Here is an 18439-nt window from a genome sequence, read left to right on the forward strand (position 1 = left end):
ATAGAAGCAGCGCTCATGCTAGCATCAGTGACGGGCTACCCGCAGTCCCGAGTTGCCTGACCTTGCGCTACTTGAATAGGTTTCAGTATGCGCGAGTTTCATCTTGAAAAATTTTCATCATTCTTTGCATTTGAAGCGCTGAGGGGGAGTGATTCGGCCGATGCCCACTTGACCTGAAATGGCCACGACCGGCACTATGCAATTTTGCGAGAGGAACTATCGAATCACATGCCTGCCGAACTTTATATCTTACGCCACGGTCAGACCCGATTTAACGCTGAGCGCCGCCTGCAGGGGCAGTGCAACTCTCCGTTGACTACACTGGGTGAGCAACAGGCCCGGGCAATGGGTATCACCTTGCAACAGCAGATTAGCGACATCCACCAATGGCGAATTATCAGCAGTCCACTTGGGCGTACCCTACAAACTTCCCAGCTGGTGTGTGAAGGATTAGGCATTAGTCGCGCCGCAATCGCTACCGATGCGCGGGTACAAGAAGTGGGCTTGGGGCAGTGGGAACAATGCCAGATTAGCGAGATTCTCGCCGCTAACCCCGAATTACAACATCGGCAGGACTGGTATTTACACGCCCCCCAAGGTGAAGGCTTTGACGCCACTTGTGTGCGCCTAAAAAGCTGGCTGTCTGAACTCAATGTGACCGATAAACTGATTGTTGTCAGTCACGGGTTGACTGGCATGATCTTGCGGGCACTACTGCTGAACATCCCCTACGATAAGATTTGGCTGCAGGAGCGGCCACAGGATGCGCTATTTCATTATCGGCAGGGAACCCTGCAGCGGATTGCGGTTGAGCCGCAGTTGTTGCGACAACCAAACGCCGCATTAGCCGGTTAGTACCAACGCGATGGTCTGGTTGTTCTGTGACATTTCCGGGTTTCCTTTTCAGCGAAAGCGCGCCACCATATAGACATTAGTAGTTATTGGATCAGCGAGTCTCTCATGAGCATTCATAAAGTCACCGCCCTGAAACTCAAACGTAAATCACGCCTGTTGGAAATTGGGTTTGATGATGGTAATGAGTATCAACTTACCTGTGAATTTTTGCGGGTTAATTCACCGTCTGCCGAGGTACAGGGGCATGGCAACCCCACACTGGTAACCCACAAAAAAAACGTCAACATCAAAGCGATTGAGCCGGTGGGTAACTATGCGGTCAAATTGATTTTCGATGATGGCCACGATACCGGTCTGTTTTCATGGGATATTCTTTATAACTACTGCGTTAACCGTGAAGCGCTGTGGGAACAGTATCTGGCACGGCTCCGGGCAGAAAAAGGCAGCCGCGAGCCGTTAATCGATATGAAAATTCGTTACAGCTAAGCCTTCAGCGGGAAAGCGGCCGGGTCAGCGGTTGCCCCAAAGCTTGCGAATCCTGACGGGAAAACCAGCTATCCGGCAACCGCACCTTTGACCACATATCGCGGCACAGCGCCTGGGTATCCTGCCAGTCACCTTGTTGTAACCAGCGCACCAGCATATCACCTACATCCGGATAGCAAATTGGCTGCGGATTGCTAGCCCGTAGCCACCGCCGCAGTGTTTGACGGCTGAGGCTATGCATACTCTCTGCTGCTGCGAGTAACTCCAATGCGGCAACATTCGATAACTGTTCAAACTGCCCCATTAACGGTTTTACCAACAATTTTTTCCCCAGTGCCATCGCTTCGCTGGCCAGTTCAAAGCCCGCATTACCAATCACGCCGCCACAACGCGCCATTGCCTGCTTAAAGCCGTCACGATTAAAGCCATGCCAATGGATATGTGCAGGAAGTTGCTTGGGTGCTGCGCCGCTGTGGTAAACATGAAACTCGTGGCTATCAAACGGCAGCAATAACGCCCGAATATCCCCTGGGCTTTCGAATGGCAGGTACACCAAAATTTCGTGAGTGGCTTCGCTGGTAACAGGCGCCACCTCGACAAACGGTGGCAAAATCGGAAAGCCGAAATGATGCCAGTGACATCCCAACGCCAGATTAACCGGCGCGAAGTACGCCAATAGTCCCGCATTGAACCAGCTGTTGCCCACTTTTGGTACAGGCCAGCGCAGCGCCGCTTGATGACTGATACCGATACAGGTAACGCCCTGCCGTCGCGCGGCCCAGGCGGATATTGGCTCAAAATCATTAAGTACCAGATCATAACCGGACAGATCCAGATGCCGGATATCGTGCCACAACCCCAGCAGCGAATTGTGTTTGATCGTTGCCGGAATATTGACTTTGCCACGATGAGTGGCAAACGACAGTCCCGGCAACGCCTGAAAATCACCAAAGGGCTGCATATCAAAGTATTTATCCGCAGCTCTGCCGCTAAACAGATAGTCCACTTCCATGCCATGTGCGGCCAACGCTTTTGCCATCACTCGTGCGCGACTCAAATGACCGTTACCCGTCCCCTGCACACCATAAAGAATCCGCATTCATCAACCCTGTACCAATTGTCCGGCCCAATAGCCGGAAGAACAGCCAAGCAGCATGCCAGCCACGATATCCAATGGGTAATGCACCCCAAGCACTATCCGAGAACTGCCTACCAGTGTTGCCCAACAAAATGCAGGGATTTCGAGTTGTGGGTATACCTGCATTACGGCACAGGCAAACACAAAGGCACCCGCTGTATGACCAGAAGGCAGGCTATAGCGATCGGAGGGTTCGAAATTGTTCAATAACCCAACAGGAAGGCAGTGACAGGGACGGATACGGCGAATGGTATTTTTCAGCAGCAAATAGCACGGCAGTTCCATCAGGAAGCTCGCCAATAACAGATTGAAAAAATATTGGCCGTCCCGATGCAGCAACAGCAGTAACACCGACAGATATAGGTACGTCGGGCCATTACCCGTCGCCGACAGTTTTAAAGCGACCGGGGCTAGCCGGTATTTCTTGCCCCAATATAACAGCAGACAAAATCCACGGCGGTCCAGTTCAGCAAGGTGTAACAGCATGGCGCCATCTCCATCCAGTCATCTGCGGTAGAGACTAAGAAGCGGGGATGACGCCGACGTGACAAAAGCCCGAAGCTTTTATGACAAATGCAACATTAAGATAACATTGCGGAATGACGGTAGGATTTAAACAGATAGTAAAGATTCACGCATGCCCCAAATGCATTCATGGAGACGACCGGCCACGAGTCAATCGCTAAACCGTAAGCCACAAATAAACCACATCCGCCCAGGTTAACCCAACGCAGTCGCACAATGTCTTTCATCATCAGCGATAATGCAACCATCAGCGATGCACTGTAGCCAACCAATTCAACAGTGTTGATTGTTGCCATATTCAGATACCTCAAACCAACAAGGCCCGCTGCCATCCGTGAGCTAATTGGGGGGATCCGTGATCCCTAAAGCACATTAAAAAACAGGGGAAAGGAAATTTCAGGGGGCATATACTAACAGGCAGCGTTTCTTAGACGTAACGAAAATTCATGGTTCACTTAATCAACGCCATCAATTCTGGCAGCGGCCAGGTAAGACAATTGCGTGATTAATGGCACTTTTCTTTTAACGAATCCCTTATATACTGACTTTTAATGCGCTAATCAGTGCCTTCTCAGGCCCAGCGGAATAACAGGAGTTTGATTATGGAATACAACACTTCAGAACTTTGTGACATGTACCTGGATGTTGTTGACGTTGTGGAACCCATGTTCAGTAACTATGGTGGCTGCAGTTCTTTTGGTGGCGCTATCAGTACCGTGAAGTGCTATGAGGATAACGGGCTCATCCTGGAGGTACTGCAGGAGGATGGCGAAGGTAAGGTGTTGCTGATCGATGGTGGCGGTTCACTGCGTCGGGCGCTGATTGATGCCGCTGTTGCCGAACTGGCGGTTAATAATAACTGGGAAGGTATTATCGTTTACGGCAGTGTGCGCGAAGTTGATGCACTGGAAGATCTGGATATTGGCATTCAGGCGATTGCCTCAATTCCGGTAGGTGCGGATGCCAATGCTACCGGTGAAATCGATGTGCCGGTAAATTTTGGTGGCGTTACTTTCCTTCCTGGCGATCATATCTACGCCGACAATACCGGTGTTATCCTGTCGCCAGAGCCGCTGGATATCGAATAAACCGCGCGAACAGGCGTAACCATGAAAAAGTCGGCATTGCCGGCTTTTTTTGTTGCCGCATATTGCCGCTAATATCGTCACCGCTGGACTATGTTCTTCTGGCAGATTGTGGTCTAATGCTCAACCTGATTGTGACAGGTTTTTCCTGCAGTGATCACAGCTTGGCAGCGCTAAGATTCAGCCAATCACGCTGAAGGCATACACTGCCAGCCATCATTAGTTAGTCAAAGGAATACTCGATAGATGTCTGAAGATTCTTCCAAAAGCACACATTTTGGTTATAAAACCGTTGATGCTGCCAAAAAGGCCGAGATGGTTGCGGGCGTGTTTCACTCTGTGGCGACGCGCTACGACATAATGAATGACGTCTTGTCCTTCGGTATTCACCGACTCTGGAAACGCTTCACGATTGAATGTGCTGGTGCACGTCCGGGGATGAAAGTGTTGGATCTCGCCGGTGGCACAGGCGATCTTACTGCCAAATTCTCTCATCTGGTGGGCGATACCGGGGAAGTAATACTGGCCGATATCAATGATTCCATGCTGAAAGTGGGTCGCAGTAAACTGCGCGATAAAGGCGTGGTCGGCAACGTCAGTTATGTCCAAGCCAATGCCGAAGCCCTGCCGTTCCCGGATAATACTTTTGATATCATCACCATCGCTTTCGGTCTGCGTAACGTAACCGACAAAGATGCTGCATTACGTTCGATGCAACGGGTGCTGAAACCCGGTGGCAAGTTGTTGGTGCTGGAATTTTCCAAACCACAGCACGCGATTATGAACAAAGCCTATGACCTGTACAGCTTCAAGATGTTGCCGATGATTGGCAAATTGATTGCTCATGATGCGGACAGTTATGAATACCTGGCAGAGTCCATTCGTATGCATCCGGATCAGGAAACCCTGAAAGGTATGATGGAAGCGGCCGGGCTGGAACAGGTTGATTACATCAACATGACCGACGGCATTGTGGCGCTGCATCGGGGTTACAAATTCTAAAATGGCAGAACTGAGCCTGGAAACCCAGTGGCGACTGCTAAATTGCGGCGCACTGGAATTGGCACTGACCAAACTGGTGCAAGCTGCAGGAGTGGAAGCGCTGCGGCTCAAACCGTTACATGGCAAGGTGTTTTGTTTCCAACTGCAGCAGTTATCCTGGCCGTTATATCTGGTCTTTGCCAACGACATCCAGGTGCTGAGCGAATATCAGGGCAGTGTCGATGTCAAAGTGATTGGTGATGCTGCCGACCTGTACCGTCTGCGCGAAGGTGAAAGCCTGACCGAGTTAATTAAACAGGACAAATTACGCATTGAAGGGGATCTGACACTGTTACAGCAGTTCAGTCACTTCCTGCAGAATGTCAGACTGGATATTGCAGAGCCGCTATCCAAAGTCGTGGGTGATGCCCCGGCGTATTGGCTCAGCAACGGTGTCAGTCAGGCCAATACCCATCTTAAACAGATACTCAATAAAACCTGGTCTCATCTTGGTCAGTTAGCAACCGAAGAATATAAGGTGGCACCGCATAAGCTTGAATTTATTCGTCATTGCGACAGAATTGAGGAGCTAACCGCGGCTGTAAATGCACTGGAACAGCGGATTGCCACATTGAAGGATAAAATCAGCCCATGAGTTTCACCAGTATCAAGCGCGCTTATCAGGTTATCAGTATTGCCCTGCATTACGGTCTGGATGAACTGTTACCTCCAAAACTCACGCCTTGGTACTTCCGTTTATGGCGCCTAAGCCTGTTCTGGTTGCGTAACAAACACAAAAAGAAACCCGGTGGTGAACGCCTAAAACTGGCCTTGCAAGAGTTGGGGCCGGTTTACATCAAGTTTGGTCAGATGCTGTCCACTCGTCGCGACTTACTTAGCGATGAATGGGCCTACGAGCTTGCCATGTTGCAGGATCGAGTGCCGCCATTTGATTCAAAGCTCGCCCGCGAAGCCATCGAAACCGAGCTTAAAGCGCCGATAGAGTCCCTGTTTGATGATTTCGATGAAAAGCCGCTGGCATCGGCGTCCATTTCCCAAGTACATACTGCGACACTGAAATCCAATGGCAAACCCGTAGTACTGAAGGTACTGCGACCAAACGTCGAGCAGCAGATCGTAGCCGACTTGCAGCTCATGAGTCAGACTGCAGAGTTGTTAGAGTCGCTACTGGGGCCCAATAATCGCTTGCGTCCAGGTGAGGTAGTGGAAGACTATCGCACCACCATCATGGGCGAGCTCAATCTGAAACTGGAAGCGTTAAACACCGTCAGACTGCGCAACAATTTCCTCGATTCCAACGCCTTGTATGTGCCTTATGTTTATGAAGAGCTGAGTCATCCGCGACTGCTTGTACTGGAACGCATCTACGGCATTCCTGTTTCTGATATTGCGGCACTGCGCGCTCAGGGTACCAACCTCAAACTGTTAGCGGAAAAAGGGGTGCAACTATTCTTCACTCAAGTTTTTCGCGATAACTTTTTCCATGCCGATATGCATCCCGGCAACATTTTTATTTCACGCGAGCATCCGCAGGATCCTTACTATATCGGCTTGGACTGCGGCATCATGGGCACCCTCAGCGATACCGATAAACGCTATCTGGCGGAAAATTTTCTGGCATTTTTCAATCGCGATTATCGTCGCATCGCCCAGCTATATGTGGAATCCGGCTGGGTCTCTCCTGACACCGACCTGTTAGCCTTCGAGCAAGCGGTCAAGGTTGTCTGTGAGCCGATGTTTAATAAACCATTGAATGAAATTTCATTCGGTCATGTGTTACTGGAGTTGTTCAGAACCGCTCGCCGCTTTGATATTGTGGTGCAGCCACAGTTGGTGTTGCTGGAAAAAACACTGTTGTATATCGAAGGATTAGGGCGCCAGCTGTATCCGCAGCTAGATTTGTGGCAAACTGCCAAGCCATTTCTGGAAAACTGGATGGCAGAGCAGGTCGGCCCTAAAGCGATGCTGCGTAAAGCCAAGCTGCAACTGCCGTATTGGTCAGATAAGCTGCCGGAAATTCCAGAATTGATTTACGACAATTTGCGATTGGGCAGGAATCTGCTCGGTTCACAGCAGCAAATGTTAGATAAGTATTTGAGACATCAACAGAAGTCACATAAAAGTAACTACCTATTAATCACTTCTGCTGTTTTGTTGATCTGTGGCACTATATTATTTAGCCGTGACGTTACACTTTGGCTGTCTCACGGATGTCTTGCTGCTGGTGTGGTATGCTGGCTTATCGGATGGCGGTCTCGGCCGAGAATTCGAAAATTTTAATTCGTATTTGCTAATTAAACGTTCATAATAGAACCGATCAATGAGTTAAGAGGAAACCTTCATGGGTGGTATCAGTATTTGGCAACTTCTCATCATCGCATTAATTGTTGTACTGCTGTTCGGTACCAAGAAGCTGCGCTCACTTGGTAGTGATTTGGGCGGTGCTGTGAAAGGATTCAAGAATGCTATGTCCACTGAAGAGCAAACCAAGTCTATCGAAGATAACGCAGCGAAAAGCGAGTCTGCAGAGGCAACTGAGAAGAAGCCTGAGTCCAAGGACAAAGAACAGGCGTAATTTCTCATGTTCGATGGTATCGGTTTTTCCGAGCTGCTGTTGATTGGGATCTTGGGACTGGTCGTACTCGGTCCCGAGCGCCTGCCGGTTGCAGTTCGCACAATATCTAACTTTATCCGGACCATGAAGCGCATGGCCAGTTCAGTTAAGGATGAGCTTGAGCAAGAGCTTAAGCTTGAGCAGCTGCACGCCGATTTAAAAAAGGCGGAAAGCAAAGGTCTGGGTAATCTGTCTCCTGAGTTACAAGAATCCATTAATCAACTCAAAGAAGCAGCAAAAGCGGTCAATCGTCCCTATGAGATTGATGGCGACAAGTCTAAGCCTGAAGAACCTCAAATGACACTCAAGCCACCTTTTGAGGCTGATGAACCGGCAAGTGCTGCCGTCGACACGTCTCGTGGAGTCACTGAAGAAGCTTCATCTACATCAGCTACTGATAAAAAATAGCGGGTAAATAAATGTCGCAACAGCAACCGTTAATCAGTCATTTGCTGGAGCTGCGCAATCGATTGCTCAGAGCCACAGCCAGTGTATTAATTGTGTTTCTGGCAATCGTCTACTGGGCCAAAGATATCTATCATTACATCGCCGTCCCCTTGCTAAAAACGATGCCTACTGGCGGCACGATGATAGCCACCGATGTGGCGGCACCGTTTTTTGCGCCGTTTAAACTGACCTTGGTATTAGCATTTTTTATCGCGATTCCTTACGTACTATACCAAATCTGGGCCTTTGTTGCCCCCGGTTTGTACAAGCATGAAAAGCGCCTGATCGCGCCGTTACTGTTCAGCAGTACCGTGCTGTTTTATCTGGGTATTATCTTTGCCTACTTTGTGGTATTTCCATTGGTGTTCAGCTTTTTCACCAGTGTTGCCCCAGAAGGGGTGCAGGTCGCTACCGATATCAACAGCTATCTCAATTTTGTACTGAAGTTATTCTTTGCGTTCGGTTTGGCCTTCGAAATTCCTATCGCGGTAGTGTTGTTATGTTGGGCTGGCGTTACTACCCCGGCAGATTTGAAAGCACAGCGACCTTACATTATTGTAGGGGCATTTGTTGTGGGGATGTTGCTGACACCACCCGATGTAATTTCACAGACCATGTTGGCGGTTCCGATGTTGTTACTGTTTGAAGGTGGGCTATTTGCTGCCCGTTTTTACAGTAAAAAGCCTGACGCCGAAGAAACCGAAACCAGCGAGGACAGTCAGTAGTCAGTCACTGCAGCATCACCTATCATCTTGATAAAAAGGATAACTAGATGCGTTATTTTCTGATAGCTGCAGTCACTTCACTGTTCACTTTCCATGTACAGGCATCTGTGGAACAACAGTTAGCACATTGTTCCACTATCACAGATCAGTCAGCAAGGCTGGCATGTTATGACCATCTAGCTCAGGCGGTTACCCAAGCGAAAAAGACCATCCCCGCTAATGAACCTGCGATGAATCCCAAGGATTTGCTGGTTCCCTCTGAGCCTATCGCCGAAAACTCAGTATCGGCACCAGAAAAGCCCGCTGCACCTATCCCGACTCCCGCCACGCCAAAGAATAATGAAAAAGCCGTAGCTCAATTTGGTGCACCCGTTGAACGCGCTGATGCCGCCCTGGAACAAATTCAGGACGTTGTTACCAAAGCCCAAAAGGGATTACGTGGCACTTTTACGATCACGTTATCTAACGGCCAAGTTTGGCAACAGATTGACAGCGAATCGTTTCGCATTAAAAACGGGCAGAAGGTCGTCATAGAAAAAGCCGCCCTGGGCTCTTTCCTGCTAAAAGTTGAAGGCAGTAACCGCACCATTAGAGTGAAACGTCTGCAGTGAGCCGCTATATGGACATTGCTGTCAATCTTATTGGCAGCAAACTGGAACAAGATCTGCCTCAGGTAGTTAACGATGCTGCTGAGGTAGGTGTTTCGCCGCTGTTACTTATTGGCAGTGATTTGGACGAAAGCGAGCGTTGTACGCAAGTATGCACACAATATCCCGGACAACTATACGCCACAGCTGGCGTGCATCCCCACCATGCCGATAATTGGAACGCTGGCAGTTCAGCAAGGCTAAAAGGGCTATGCGCACAAGCGCCAGTGGTAGCTATCGGGGAATGCGGGTTGGATTTTGATCGCAACTATTCCAGCAAAGACAAGCAACTGGCTGCGTTTGAGGCTCAACTCGCAATAGCCGCAGAATTACAGTTACCAGTATTGATGCATCAACGCGATGCTCACCTCGATTTTTTAAAAATACTCCGTCAATATCGCTCCGCGCTCCCCGCAGCACTACTCCATTGCTTCACCGGCGATCCGCAACAAGTTCACGATTATAACGAACTGGATCTTTATCTTGGGGTCACAGGCTGGGTGTGTGATGAACGAAGAGGACAATCGTTAGTTGATGCGCTGCCTTATATTCCCGGCAATCGACTGGTATTGGAAACTGATAGTCCTTATTTATTGCCCCGGAGTATGCGTCCGAAACCAAAATCTGGACGAAACGAACCCAAATATCTGCCCTATATTGCTGAGTATGTTGCGGGCATTCTGCAACAATCACCAGAGCGACTCGCACAGCAATGTTACGCAAACAGTCTTAGATTATTTGGCCTGGAGTCATCGGTATGATTCGCTCGCTGAAAATCCTTTTTCTCTTGATGGCAGCCTTCAGCATAAACGTAATGGCTCATGGAATTGTGCCGTTGATGGTCAATCAGCCCAATACTACCCGCATTGACTTAAAGCAATACACTCTACATCTGCATACTGGTCCTGACAGGACATTGTCACAGGTAATGGCAATGCCAGACTCCGCATGGCAACCCGCGACACAACAACGCTTATTATCACTCGGTAGCGACGGTGACTGGTACCATTTTCAGCTGCTGCAAGAAACCACAGAGTATCGTAACTGGTTAGTTGAATTTGATAATCCTGACATTGATGAGTTAACGCTGTACCACTTTATCGATGGCCGATTGCAACAGACGCTGGTTATGGGCGACACCAAACCCTTTCATGAACGCCCAATACTGCAGAACAATTTTGTTTATCCTTTTGCGATGGGTAACAACCAGCGACATGATTTTTGGCTCAAAATTGAAACGCAAGGCACAAGTTATTTACCGATTATTTTATGGGCACCAGACCAGATGCTGCAACATGTCAGTAACGACTACATGGTGCGCGGTATGCAACTAGGGATCCTCGGAGCTATTGGTCTGTTTGCACTTTTTATGGCAACGACTACCGGTTCCTTCAGTTACGGTTATTACGCGGGTTACGTGCTGACAATGACATTGTTAGTCGCCAGCATCAATGGCACTGCCTTTAGCCATCTGTGGCCTCAATACCCCCAACTTCAAAACCACATCATTGCGCCACTTATCCCATTAGTGATGGCCTTTAATGTCTTGTTTACCGAAAAGGCCCTGCAATTAAAATACTACAGCTTAAAATTGTTGAGATTATCGCGATGGTTAACGTTACTTGCCCTGTTATTGGTGCCTGTGGCATTAGTTATTCCATACAGGATTGCACTATACCTCGATTTAACAGCCATTGCGGTTATCTCAGTACTACTGTTACTCATGAGCGTGATACAAGCCTTCACGGGTAACAAACTGGCCCGGCTATATGCATTATCATCGTTTGCAAAAGCTTTCGGCGTGCTAATCAGTACGTTTATGTACATCGGTTGGTTGTCGATACCGATGAATCCGTTAACCCCGGTAATGTTAGGATTAACCACCGAGGTTGTCTTTATGGCTGCAGTATTGGCGATACGCTACAACGATGAGCGCAAGTCAAAGATGCGCATTCAACACGAGGCGTTGCGGCAAGCAGAACGAATTCGAGAGGCGAAAGAAGAAGCGTTACTGCTGGAAGCCAAAAGCAATGAAAGGCTTGAACGCATGGTGCAGGAACGTACATTGGAACTGGAATTTGCCATGCGGGAATTGAACGATGCCAACCACAAATTGATGGAACAATCGCAATTAGACGCGCTCACCGGAGCCCATAACCGTGCGTCATTTGATAAGAAGCTTCAAGCGGAAGGACGTATTAGTCGTCGCCAGCAAACGCCGCTGGCAATGTTGATGCTCGATATTGATAAATTCAAAGCAATTAACGACACCTATGGCCATTTAGCCGGCGACCAAGTGCTAAAAGCCGTCGCAGACACACTGCAAACGCACCTTAAACGTCCGGGAGATTTAGCCTCACGTTTTGGAGGGGAGGAGTTCGCGGTGATTTTGCCCGGTACCGATGAGGAAGGCGCTAAACAATTAGCCGAGCGTTTATGCGCAGCGGTGGCGCAATTGTCGATAGATTGGGGCAATCAGGTTATTGACCTCACCGTCAGCATTGGTGTCAGTGCTGAAGTCATCAATGCCGATAGCGATACCACGCTGCTGCTCAGCCATGCAGATGAGGCATTGTATGTTGCGAAACATCAAGGGCGTAACCAAGTCTCTGTCTATAGCAATCAGGCAAATACATCGATTGCTAACTCCCAGTAAAAGCAAAAATTGTACCCTAAATCAAGTCAATAAATGCTCTCGGTGATTTATAAATAGGCAGCAACAATTCAGCTAATTTAGTGATCCTGCTAACAATCATAACGTTTGTCCCTTTGTCAAAACCGGCAGTAATGATTGAATCATCAACTTGGTTTAGAACGCGTTAAGGAAGTACAATGCAGCATAATGTAAAAGTATTGCTGGCCACCACCGCGCTGTTTTTCAGTTGCCAGACGCTGGCTGACGATGGTTGTAATTTCAAAGAGAATGAAGGCGGCTTTATGGCAACCTGCAAGCAGGAGCAAAAAGAAGTAATCCTGACCGGCGTTATCGACGGGAAAAAATTGGTCACTGAACTACCGCCATTTGAAAGTGGTTACCAGACTTATCAAGTGGACACTGCCGCGATTGCACCGCTGAAAGCGGTCACTAAACCAACGCAGATTGTGGTAATTATTGGTACATGGTGCCCAGACTGTCACCGTGAAACACCGCGCTTTATCAAGATCATGGAAGCGGTTAATAATCCGAATATCTCAGTGAAGTTTATCGGTGTCGATCGCAAGAAAAAAGATCCAGAAGGTCTGGCGGCAAAGTATGAATTCCAACGTATTCCTACCTTTATGGTCATTCAGGACGGTAAAGAGATTGGTCGTATCGTTGAACGCCCAACTGAATCATTGGAAAAAGATTTAGCTAAAATCCTGGGATAATCTGCAGCCCGAGATGATTTAAAGGACCGCTTTGCGGTCCTTTTTGCGTGTAGCCATGGCGAGTATTACTTTATAGCAGGCTGACTAGCCACTCGCCTGGACAAACTCAGCAATACGCCTTCGCGCAATGCCCCACCCGATAATGCCAAATGCTGGATGCTTAAAAGTTCAAACAATGCCAGCAGTATTGCCACGCCGGCGGCAAAAGTGGGCGCACGTTCACGGGATAAACCATTAATATTGGGGAGTTCTAACGATATTTCGGCGAGAATTTCTAGCTTCAGCTGCTGCAGTACTTCGATAGTGATGATTTCTGAGACTTGTCGATGCTGCAATAATTCGACAACGGACTGCACCGCACCTGACGCACCAACAACTGAATGCCAACCGAGCGATAGTAACTGCTGTCGATATTCACCCAGTGCATTGGCAATGCTCTGTTTTACATCATCAAAATCCATTTGTTGTAGTGGTGCAGAGCTAAAAAAAGCACGATTATATGTAACACTGCCAAACGGCAAGCTGGTCTTAAACAGTAATTGCGCACCATCACCAATAATAAACTCAGTACTGGCACCGCCAATATCAATGACCAATCGACGACCATGCCCTTGCGTGGTGGCCACCATCCCCTGATAAATTAACTCCGCCTCTTTCATACCGCAGATAACTTCAATGGGATGACCAAGAATAGGTAACGCTTTGGCATTAAATTCGTCAGCATTGTTGATACTGCGCAGCGTGGCGGTCGCAATCACCGCAACGTTGGTATTTGGCACACCATGTTGCGCCAGCATTTCCGCAAACATCGCCAGACAATCCAGTCCGCGTTGCATCGCCGCTTCCTGCAATCGACCATCGTTACCAATGCCTTCAGCAAGACGCACTTTACGCTTGTATTTAGCAATGACCTTAGGCTGGTTGCCCACCGTATGAGCCACCAGCATATTAAAACTATTAGAACCTAAGGTGATTGCTGCGTAGAGACTCAAATATGTCAGTTCCTACGATTACGATCCGGACGCCGTCCGGTTGAACGCCCACCCTGTGTACGCTCCCGTTTGCTTCGCGGAGCCGTACGACGGTGCAACTTCACCGGCGCAGGAAGATCCTCCAATAGTGCATCACGATCATAGGAGGTTACCGGAATAACATGCTCGATGTAACTTTCAATCGCTGGAAGATTCAGCGCATATTCTTCGCAGGCAAAACTGACTGAGGTGCCCTTCTCACCCGCACGGCCGGTACGTCCGATACGGTGTACGTAATCTTCACAGTCGTCTGGCAGATCAAAGTTATATACGTGGGAAACATGCGGAATGTGTAACCCTCTGGCAGCAACGTCAGTCGCAACCAGAATATCCAGTTCGCCTTTTGTGAATTGCTCAAGAATTTTCAGACGCTTCTTCTGTGGAACATCCCCCGTCAGCAAGCCGACGCGATGACCATCGCCTTCCAGCCAACCCCACAAGTTTTCACACTGATGTTTGGTATTGGCAAACACAATGGCTTTTTCTGGCCAGTCTTCTTCGATCAATGTCAGCAGCAATGGGACTTTATCTTCCATTGATGGATAGAACAGTTCTTCCTTGATGTTCTTCGACGTTTTTTCTTCCGGCGCGATTTCCACTTTAACGGGATCATTCATGTGATCATATGCCAGCTCCTGCACCTTCATCGAAAGCGTGGCAGAAAACAACATGTTTAGTCGTTTATCAGCGGCAGGCATGCGGCGGAACAGGAAACGGATGTCCTTGATAAAGCCCAGATCGAACATACGATCCGCCTCATCGAGAACCACCGCCTGGATGGCACCAAGATTGATCACACCTTGACGTACATAGTCAATAATACGCCCGGTCGTTCCCACCAGAATATCGACCCCAGCATCCAGCATTTTTCGCTGGGCATCATAACCTTCACCACCATAGACTATCCCGAGCTTCAATCCAGTATGCTTAGACAACAGCTTGCCATCTTTAGCAATTTGGATTGCCAGTTCTCTGGTTGGCGCCATAATGATGGCTCGAGGTTGATTCAGCTGACGATTTTCTGGGACGGGATGTGAGAGCAGGTAATCGAACGTGGCAACGAGAAAAGCTAACGTTTTACCTGTACCAGTTTGCGCTTGGCCGGCAATATCTTTACCTTCCAGTAATACCGGTAGCGACAGCGCCTGAATCGGCGTACAGAATTCAAAGCCGTTTTCTGTCAGCGCCTGAATCACTTCAGGGTGCAATGGCAGATCAGCAAATTTTTGTTGAGATAAATGTGTTTCGCTCATAGCGGAAGCATACCAGTTTTGGGTTGCAATAAGATACTCGATAGTTTGAAATAGCAACAAGGAAAAACGATTACTTGATTTACCGTTTCTCGGCCCCAATATACAGGTAATGCCGATTACAGACCAGTAATGGCGAACCAATGGAGATGATCATGAGTGATAAAATTATTTATGTAAGCGATGATAGCTTCGAATCCGAAGTATTGAAGTCTGACAAGCCAGTACTGGTAGATTTTTGGGCCGAATGGTGTGGCCCCTGCAAAATGATTGCGCCAATCCTTGATGACGTAGCCACTGAATATGATGGCAAACTCACTGTCGCCAAAGTTAACGTGGACCAGAACAACGCTACTCCAGCGAAATATGGCATTCGCGGCATCCCAACACTGCTGTTGTTCAAAAACGGCGAGCTAGCCGCCACTAAGGTTGGCGCACTGTCCAAGACTCAGCTGAAAGAGTTTATCGAGGCGCAAATCTAACGCGGATTAAGTGATACCCGGCACGCATTGACAATAATTTGCTTGCCGGGTATGCAAACCGCTGGACGCTCCCGCTTTATAGTGCTAACTTATTAGCCAGATTCTATCTAAAACCCACTTCTCGCAGTTCAATCAATTTTCTTCAAATCCATTTTGAGTGATTGAGCACGCGCGTAAGCTTTGTCGCTATAAACAAGACCCACCAAAATGAATTTAACTGAATTAAAAAACAAGTCTATTGCTGACTTAGTCGCTCTGGCCGAGGAAATGAACCTCGAGAATATGGCCCGTGCCCGCAAGCAGGACATCATTTTCTCTATTCTTAAAGCTCATGCCAAAAGCGGTGAAGACATTTTCGGCGGTGGTGTGCTGGAAATTCTGCAGGACGGCTTTGGCTTTCTGCGTAGTGCCGATGGTTCTTACCTTGCAGGTCCTGATGATATCTATGTATCGCCAAGCCAGATACGCCGCTTTAACATGCGAACGGGCGATACTATATTTGGGAAAATCCGCCCGCCCAAAGAAGGTGAACGTTACTTTGCATTGTTAAAAGTTAACGAAGTCAACTTTGATAAGCCTGAAAACTCCCGCAATAAGATCCTGTTTGAAAACCTTACCCCGCTGCATGCAGAAGAACGTTTGCGTATGGAACGTGGTAATGGTTCTACTGAAGACATCACTGCCCGTATTCTCGACCTTTGTTCTCCTATCGGTAAAGGTCAGCGCGGTTTGATTGTGGCACCGCCAAAAGCCGGTAAAACATTACTGTTGCAGAACATCGCTCAGTCCATCACTTACAACAACCCTGAAGTGGTGTTGATGGTGTTGCTGATTGACGAACGTCCTGAAGAAGTTACCGAAATGCAACGTCTGGTGCAGGGCGAAGTGATTGCGTCTACCTTCGATGAACCCGCCAGCCGTCACGTGCAGGTTGCTGAAATGGTGATCGAAAAAGCTAAGCGTCTGGTAGAACACAAAAAAGACGTCGTGATCCTGCTGGACTCTATCACTCGTCTGGCACGCGCTTACAACACCGTCGTTCCTTCATCAGGTAAAGTACTGACTGGTGGTGTGGATGCCAACGCTCTGCATCGTCCTAAGCGCTTCTTCGGTGCCGCCCGTAATATCGAGAATGGTGGCAGTCTGACCATTATTGCCACTGCGTTGATCGATACCGGTTCAAAAATGGATGAAGTCATTTACGAAGAGTTTAAAGGTACTGGTAACCAGGAACTGCATCTGTCTCGTAAAGCTGCAGAAAAGCGTGTGTTCCCAGCTATCGACTTCAACCGTTCAGGCACTCGTCGCGAAGAGAAACTGACTACGCCAGATGAACTGCAGAAAATGTGGATACTGCGTAAGATCCTGAATCCAATGGACGAAGTCAGTGCTATGGAATTTTTGATCGACAAACTGGCGATGACTAAAACTAACGAAGAATTCTTTACCGCAATGAAACGCGCTAAGTAAAGATAAAACTGTCCCGTCCTAAGATAGGTTGACAGTTTTTAGGCCAGCTCCCGTAGCTGGCCTTTTCTATTGTGCACCTGATTGGGTGTTGCCATATCTAAACTCAGGTGCGGTCTCATTTCGTTATATATCGCTATCGATTCTCGAACAAGTATCTTCAGCTCTTCCAGCGTTTTACATCGATACAGGAAAAACTCTTGCTTCAGTATGCCATTGACTCTTTCCGCTAGTGCATTTTGATAGCAATCATAACCGTCTGTCATTGACGGCTGAATATGGTTCGCTATCAGTTCATCCTGATAAACGGCTGCGCAATATTGCGCTCCCCGGTCTGAGTGATGCACTGCATTAGCGATATAGCGCTTATCCCTAACCGCCATTTTCAGCGCTTTCACCACGCTGTCTGCTTTCATGTCTGTACTCAAGTGATGACCGACTATCTTGCGTGATACGGCATCGGTAACCAGTGACAAATAGTGCACGCCTTGGTCTGACTCAAGATAGGTGATATCGCTGACCAGTACATGCTCTGCATCATGCAGCCCGTCTGCTTTCAGCAGGTTAGGATGCTTCTTCATCCAGTGCTTGCTAAACGTCGTTTTGGTGTAACTTCTCTTGGGTTTAACCAGCAAGCCCTCATTTCTCAAATAGGTAAAGAATCCATCCCGTCCGAGTTTGATATCCTGTTCAATCAGCATAGGTTTTATCAATGTGTAGAGCTTGCGTGTGCCCAATCGCGGCATATATTTACGCCAGTATTGTACGGAGTCTTTGATGACCGATAATTCCGTTCTCCGACTATTCATCCGGGCAACTGCCTGGTAAACACCTTGCCTTGAAATACCGACAGCACGACATGCGGCTGCCAGGTTTATTTCGCTTTTGGCTTTGGCTTGCCAGACATACCGGATAAGTACTTTTTTCTTAAACCAGCTCCGTATTCATTATCCATGATATCGACCATACCATTGAGGATTTGGTTACGCAGTTTCTCTTCGGCTAACTCACGCTCAAGGCGTTTGATAGTTTGTGCTGGGGTTTCTTTTGAATGTGGCATAAGGGGATGCTGAAAAGGTTTCGACCAATCGAGTCTACCATGCTTTCTGAGCCAAACGAGTACGGTTGTCTTGCCCTGAATGCCAAAGCGCTTCTGGGCTTGTTTGTACGTCATCTCGCCTTTTTCGACACGCTCTACGATACCTAATTTAAAGGCTAAGGTGTAATCACGTTGCGTGCGCTTACGGCTTGAGTTAGTTGATGTCGCCATAAAGAAGTCCTCTTTATGTCAACGTATTTCAGGACGGGACAAACCG

Annotated in this window: 21 protein-coding genes; 15 read left to right on the forward strand and 6 right to left on the reverse strand. The window is 48.2% G+C overall.

Going from position 1 to position 18439, the window contains the following annotated elements; all coding sequences use genetic code 11:
- The first annotated feature begins 228 nt into the window (after window positions 1-228).
- Both KDN34_RS15680 and KDN34_RS15685 read left to right on the forward strand, forming a co-directional pair.
- Entirely contained in the window at window positions 229-855 is a 627-nt protein-coding gene (locus KDN34_RS15680) for a histidine phosphatase family protein (RefSeq protein ID WP_212594635.1), read from the forward strand.
- Between the two features lie 105 nt (window positions 856-960).
- Window positions 961-1341, forward strand: coding sequence for a gamma-butyrobetaine hydroxylase-like domain-containing protein (locus tag KDN34_RS15685; protein WP_212594636.1), 381 nt, complete (start codon window positions 961-963; stop codon window positions 1339-1341).
- 4 nt (window positions 1342-1345) lie between these two features.
- Here KDN34_RS15685 and KDN34_RS15690 read toward each other — a convergent pair whose 3' ends face one another.
- From KDN34_RS15690 to KDN34_RS15700, 3 genes are all read right to left on the reverse strand, one after another.
- Window positions 1346-2440, reverse strand: coding sequence for an MJ1255/VC2487 family glycosyltransferase (locus KDN34_RS15690; RefSeq protein WP_212594637.1), 1095 nt, complete (start codon window positions 2438-2440; stop codon window positions 1346-1348).
- 3 nt (window positions 2441-2443) lie between these two features.
- Window positions 2444-2965: a phosphatase PAP2 family protein gene (locus tag KDN34_RS15695; protein WP_212594638.1), complete on the reverse strand. Its 522-nt coding sequence runs from the start codon at window positions 2963-2965 to the stop codon at window positions 2444-2446.
- A 95-nt stretch (window positions 2966-3060) separates the two neighbouring features.
- A complete protein-coding gene (locus KDN34_RS15700) occupies window positions 3061-3300 on the reverse strand; it encodes a YgjV family protein (protein ID WP_212594639.1) in 240 nt (79 codons plus the stop codon).
- Window positions 3301-3606: 306 nt separating this feature from the next.
- Here KDN34_RS15700 and rraA point away from each other — a divergent pair, with 306 nt between their 5' ends.
- The 11 genes from rraA (at window position 3607) to KDN34_RS15755 (ending at window position 12893) form a co-directional block, all read left to right on the forward strand.
- Window positions 3607-4092, forward strand: a complete 486-nt coding sequence (gene rraA / locus KDN34_RS15705) for a ribonuclease E activity regulator RraA (RefSeq protein WP_212594640.1) — start codon at window positions 3607-3609, stop codon at window positions 4090-4092.
- 243 nt (window positions 4093-4335) lie between these two features.
- Window positions 4336-5091 (forward strand): bifunctional demethylmenaquinone methyltransferase/2-methoxy-6-polyprenyl-1,4-benzoquinol methylase UbiE, encoded by a 756-nt coding sequence (ubiE, locus tag KDN34_RS15710; protein ID WP_212594641.1) that lies wholly within the window; start codon window positions 4336-4338, stop codon window positions 5089-5091.
- A 1-nt stretch (window position 5092) separates the two neighbouring features.
- Window positions 5093-5725 carry a ubiquinone biosynthesis accessory factor UbiJ gene (locus KDN34_RS15715; protein WP_212594642.1) on the forward strand — a complete coding sequence of 211 codons (633 nt, stop codon included), beginning with the start codon at window positions 5093-5095 and terminating at the stop codon, window positions 5723-5725.
- A complete protein-coding gene (ubiB, locus tag KDN34_RS15720; protein ID WP_212594643.1) occupies window positions 5722-7371 on the forward strand; it encodes a ubiquinone biosynthesis regulatory protein kinase UbiB in 1650 nt (549 codons plus the stop codon). Before KDN34_RS15715 ends, ubiB begins: the two co-directional genes overlap by 4 nt.
- Before the next feature lie 61 nt (window positions 7372-7432).
- Window positions 7433-7666 (forward strand): Sec-independent protein translocase subunit TatA, encoded by a 234-nt coding sequence (gene tatA / locus KDN34_RS15725; RefSeq protein ID WP_212594644.1) that lies wholly within the window; start codon window positions 7433-7435, stop codon window positions 7664-7666.
- Window positions 7667-7672: 6 nt separating this feature from the next.
- Entirely contained in the window at window positions 7673-8113 is a 441-nt protein-coding gene (gene tatB, locus KDN34_RS15730; protein WP_212594645.1) for a Sec-independent protein translocase protein TatB, read from the forward strand.
- Between the two features lie 11 nt (window positions 8114-8124).
- Window positions 8125-8877, forward strand: a complete 753-nt coding sequence (tatC, locus tag KDN34_RS15735) for a twin-arginine translocase subunit TatC (RefSeq protein ID WP_212594646.1) — start codon at window positions 8125-8127, stop codon at window positions 8875-8877.
- Window positions 8878-8924: 47 nt separating this feature from the next.
- Window positions 8925-9488, forward strand: coding sequence for a hypothetical protein (locus tag KDN34_RS15740; RefSeq protein ID WP_212594647.1), 564 nt, complete (start codon window positions 8925-8927; stop codon window positions 9486-9488).
- Window positions 9485-10285 (forward strand): TatD family hydrolase, encoded by an 801-nt coding sequence (locus tag KDN34_RS15745; protein ID WP_212594648.1) that lies wholly within the window; start codon window positions 9485-9487, stop codon window positions 10283-10285. Before KDN34_RS15740 ends, KDN34_RS15745 begins: the two co-directional genes overlap by 4 nt.
- A 53-nt stretch (window positions 10286-10338) precedes the next feature.
- Window positions 10339-12180, forward strand: a complete 1842-nt coding sequence (locus KDN34_RS15750; RefSeq protein WP_212594649.1) for a sensor domain-containing diguanylate cyclase — start codon at window positions 10339-10341, stop codon at window positions 12178-12180.
- 176 nt (window positions 12181-12356) lie between these two features.
- Complete coding sequence (locus KDN34_RS15755; RefSeq protein ID WP_212594650.1) at window positions 12357-12893, forward strand: TlpA family protein disulfide reductase; 537 nt, start codon at window positions 12357-12359, stop codon at window positions 12891-12893.
- 65 nt (window positions 12894-12958) lie between these two features.
- Here KDN34_RS15755 and KDN34_RS15760 read toward each other — a convergent pair whose 3' ends face one another.
- Entirely contained in the window at window positions 12959-13840 is an 882-nt protein-coding gene (locus tag KDN34_RS15760) for a Ppx/GppA phosphatase family protein (protein WP_212596690.1), read from the reverse strand.
- 50 nt (window positions 13841-13890) lie between these two features.
- Window positions 13891-15177 carry an ATP-dependent RNA helicase RhlB gene (rhlB, locus tag KDN34_RS15765; protein WP_212594651.1) on the reverse strand — a complete coding sequence of 429 codons (1287 nt, stop codon included), beginning with the start codon at window positions 15175-15177 and terminating at the stop codon, window positions 13891-13893.
- Between the two features lie 152 nt (window positions 15178-15329).
- Here rhlB and trxA point away from each other — a divergent pair, with 152 nt between their 5' ends.
- The gene (gene trxA / locus KDN34_RS15770) at window positions 15330-15656 is read left to right on the forward strand and encodes a thioredoxin TrxA (RefSeq protein ID WP_212594652.1); all 327 of its coding nucleotides are present in this window, start codon (window positions 15330-15332) and stop codon (window positions 15654-15656) included.
- Between the two features lie 207 nt (window positions 15657-15863).
- Window positions 15864-17126: a transcription termination factor Rho gene (rho, locus tag KDN34_RS15775; RefSeq protein ID WP_212594653.1), complete on the forward strand. Its 1263-nt coding sequence runs from the start codon at window positions 15864-15866 to the stop codon at window positions 17124-17126.
- A gap of 38 nt (window positions 17127-17164) precedes the next feature.
- Here the strand turns inward: rho and KDN34_RS15780 are convergent.
- Window positions 17165-18393, reverse strand: a protein-coding gene (locus KDN34_RS15780; RefSeq protein ID WP_212594558.1) for an IS3 family transposase whose coding sequence is annotated in 2 segments (ribosomal slippage) — window positions 17165-18042 and window positions 18042-18393 — 1230 coding nt in all. Because the reading frame shifts where the segments join, the coding sequence is not laid out codon by codon here.
- Between the last annotated feature and the right edge of the window lie 46 nt (window positions 18394-18439).

Origin of the sequence: Shewanella yunxiaonensis (genome assembly GCF_018223345.1) — a bacterium.
GTDB classification, from domain to species: Bacteria; Pseudomonadota; Gammaproteobacteria; order Enterobacterales; family Shewanellaceae; genus Shewanella; species Shewanella yunxiaonensis.

What these genes read in the sequence shown, in the direction of transcription:
- ubiE (WP_212594641.1), top strand. Translation starts at nt 4,336, where the DNA reads ATGTCTGAAGATTCTTCCAAAAGCACACATTTTGGTTATAAAACCGTT.
- KDN34_RS15690 (WP_212594637.1), bottom strand. Translation starts at nt 2,440, where the DNA reads ATGCGGATTCTTTATGGTGTGCAGGGGACGGGTAACGGTCATTTGAGT.
- ubiB (WP_212594643.1), top strand. Translation starts at nt 5,722, where the DNA reads ATGAGTTTCACCAGTATCAAGCGCGCTTATCAGGTTATCAGTATTGCC.
- KDN34_RS15740 (WP_212594647.1), top strand. Translation starts at nt 8,925, where the DNA reads ATGCGTTATTTTCTGATAGCTGCAGTCACTTCACTGTTCACTTTCCAT.
- tatA (WP_212594644.1), top strand. Translation starts at nt 7,433, where the DNA reads ATGGGTGGTATCAGTATTTGGCAACTTCTCATCATCGCATTAATTGTT.
- tatC (WP_212594646.1), top strand. Translation starts at nt 8,125, where the DNA reads ATGTCGCAACAGCAACCGTTAATCAGTCATTTGCTGGAGCTGCGCAAT.
- trxA (WP_212594652.1), top strand. Translation starts at nt 15,330, where the DNA reads ATGAGTGATAAAATTATTTATGTAAGCGATGATAGCTTCGAATCCGAA.
- KDN34_RS15695 (WP_212594638.1), bottom strand. Translation starts at nt 2,965, where the DNA reads ATGCTGTTACACCTTGCTGAACTGGACCGCCGTGGATTTTGTCTGCTG.
- KDN34_RS15680 (WP_212594635.1), top strand. Translation starts at nt 229, where the DNA reads ATGCCTGCCGAACTTTATATCTTACGCCACGGTCAGACCCGATTTAAC.
- rraA (WP_212594640.1), top strand. Translation starts at nt 3,607, where the DNA reads ATGGAATACAACACTTCAGAACTTTGTGACATGTACCTGGATGTTGTT.
- rhlB (WP_212594651.1), bottom strand. Translation starts at nt 15,177, where the DNA reads ATGAGCGAAACACATTTATCTCAACAAAAATTTGCTGATCTGCCATTG.
- KDN34_RS15755 (WP_212594650.1), top strand. Translation starts at nt 12,357, where the DNA reads ATGCAGCATAATGTAAAAGTATTGCTGGCCACCACCGCGCTGTTTTTC.
- KDN34_RS15715 (WP_212594642.1), top strand. Translation starts at nt 5,093, where the DNA reads ATGGCAGAACTGAGCCTGGAAACCCAGTGGCGACTGCTAAATTGCGGC.
- KDN34_RS15760 (WP_212596690.1), bottom strand. Translation starts at nt 13,840, where the DNA reads ATGCTGGTGGCTCATACGGTGGGCAACCAGCCTAAGGTCATTGCTAAA.
- KDN34_RS15685 (WP_212594636.1), top strand. Translation starts at nt 961, where the DNA reads ATGAGCATTCATAAAGTCACCGCCCTGAAACTCAAACGTAAATCACGC.
- tatB (WP_212594645.1), top strand. Translation starts at nt 7,673, where the DNA reads ATGTTCGATGGTATCGGTTTTTCCGAGCTGCTGTTGATTGGGATCTTG.
- KDN34_RS15700 (WP_212594639.1), bottom strand. Translation starts at nt 3,300, where the DNA reads ATGGCAACAATCAACACTGTTGAATTGGTTGGCTACAGTGCATCGCTG.
- KDN34_RS15750 (WP_212594649.1), top strand. Translation starts at nt 10,339, where the DNA reads ATGGCTCATGGAATTGTGCCGTTGATGGTCAATCAGCCCAATACTACC.
- rho (WP_212594653.1), top strand. Translation starts at nt 15,864, where the DNA reads ATGAATTTAACTGAATTAAAAAACAAGTCTATTGCTGACTTAGTCGCT.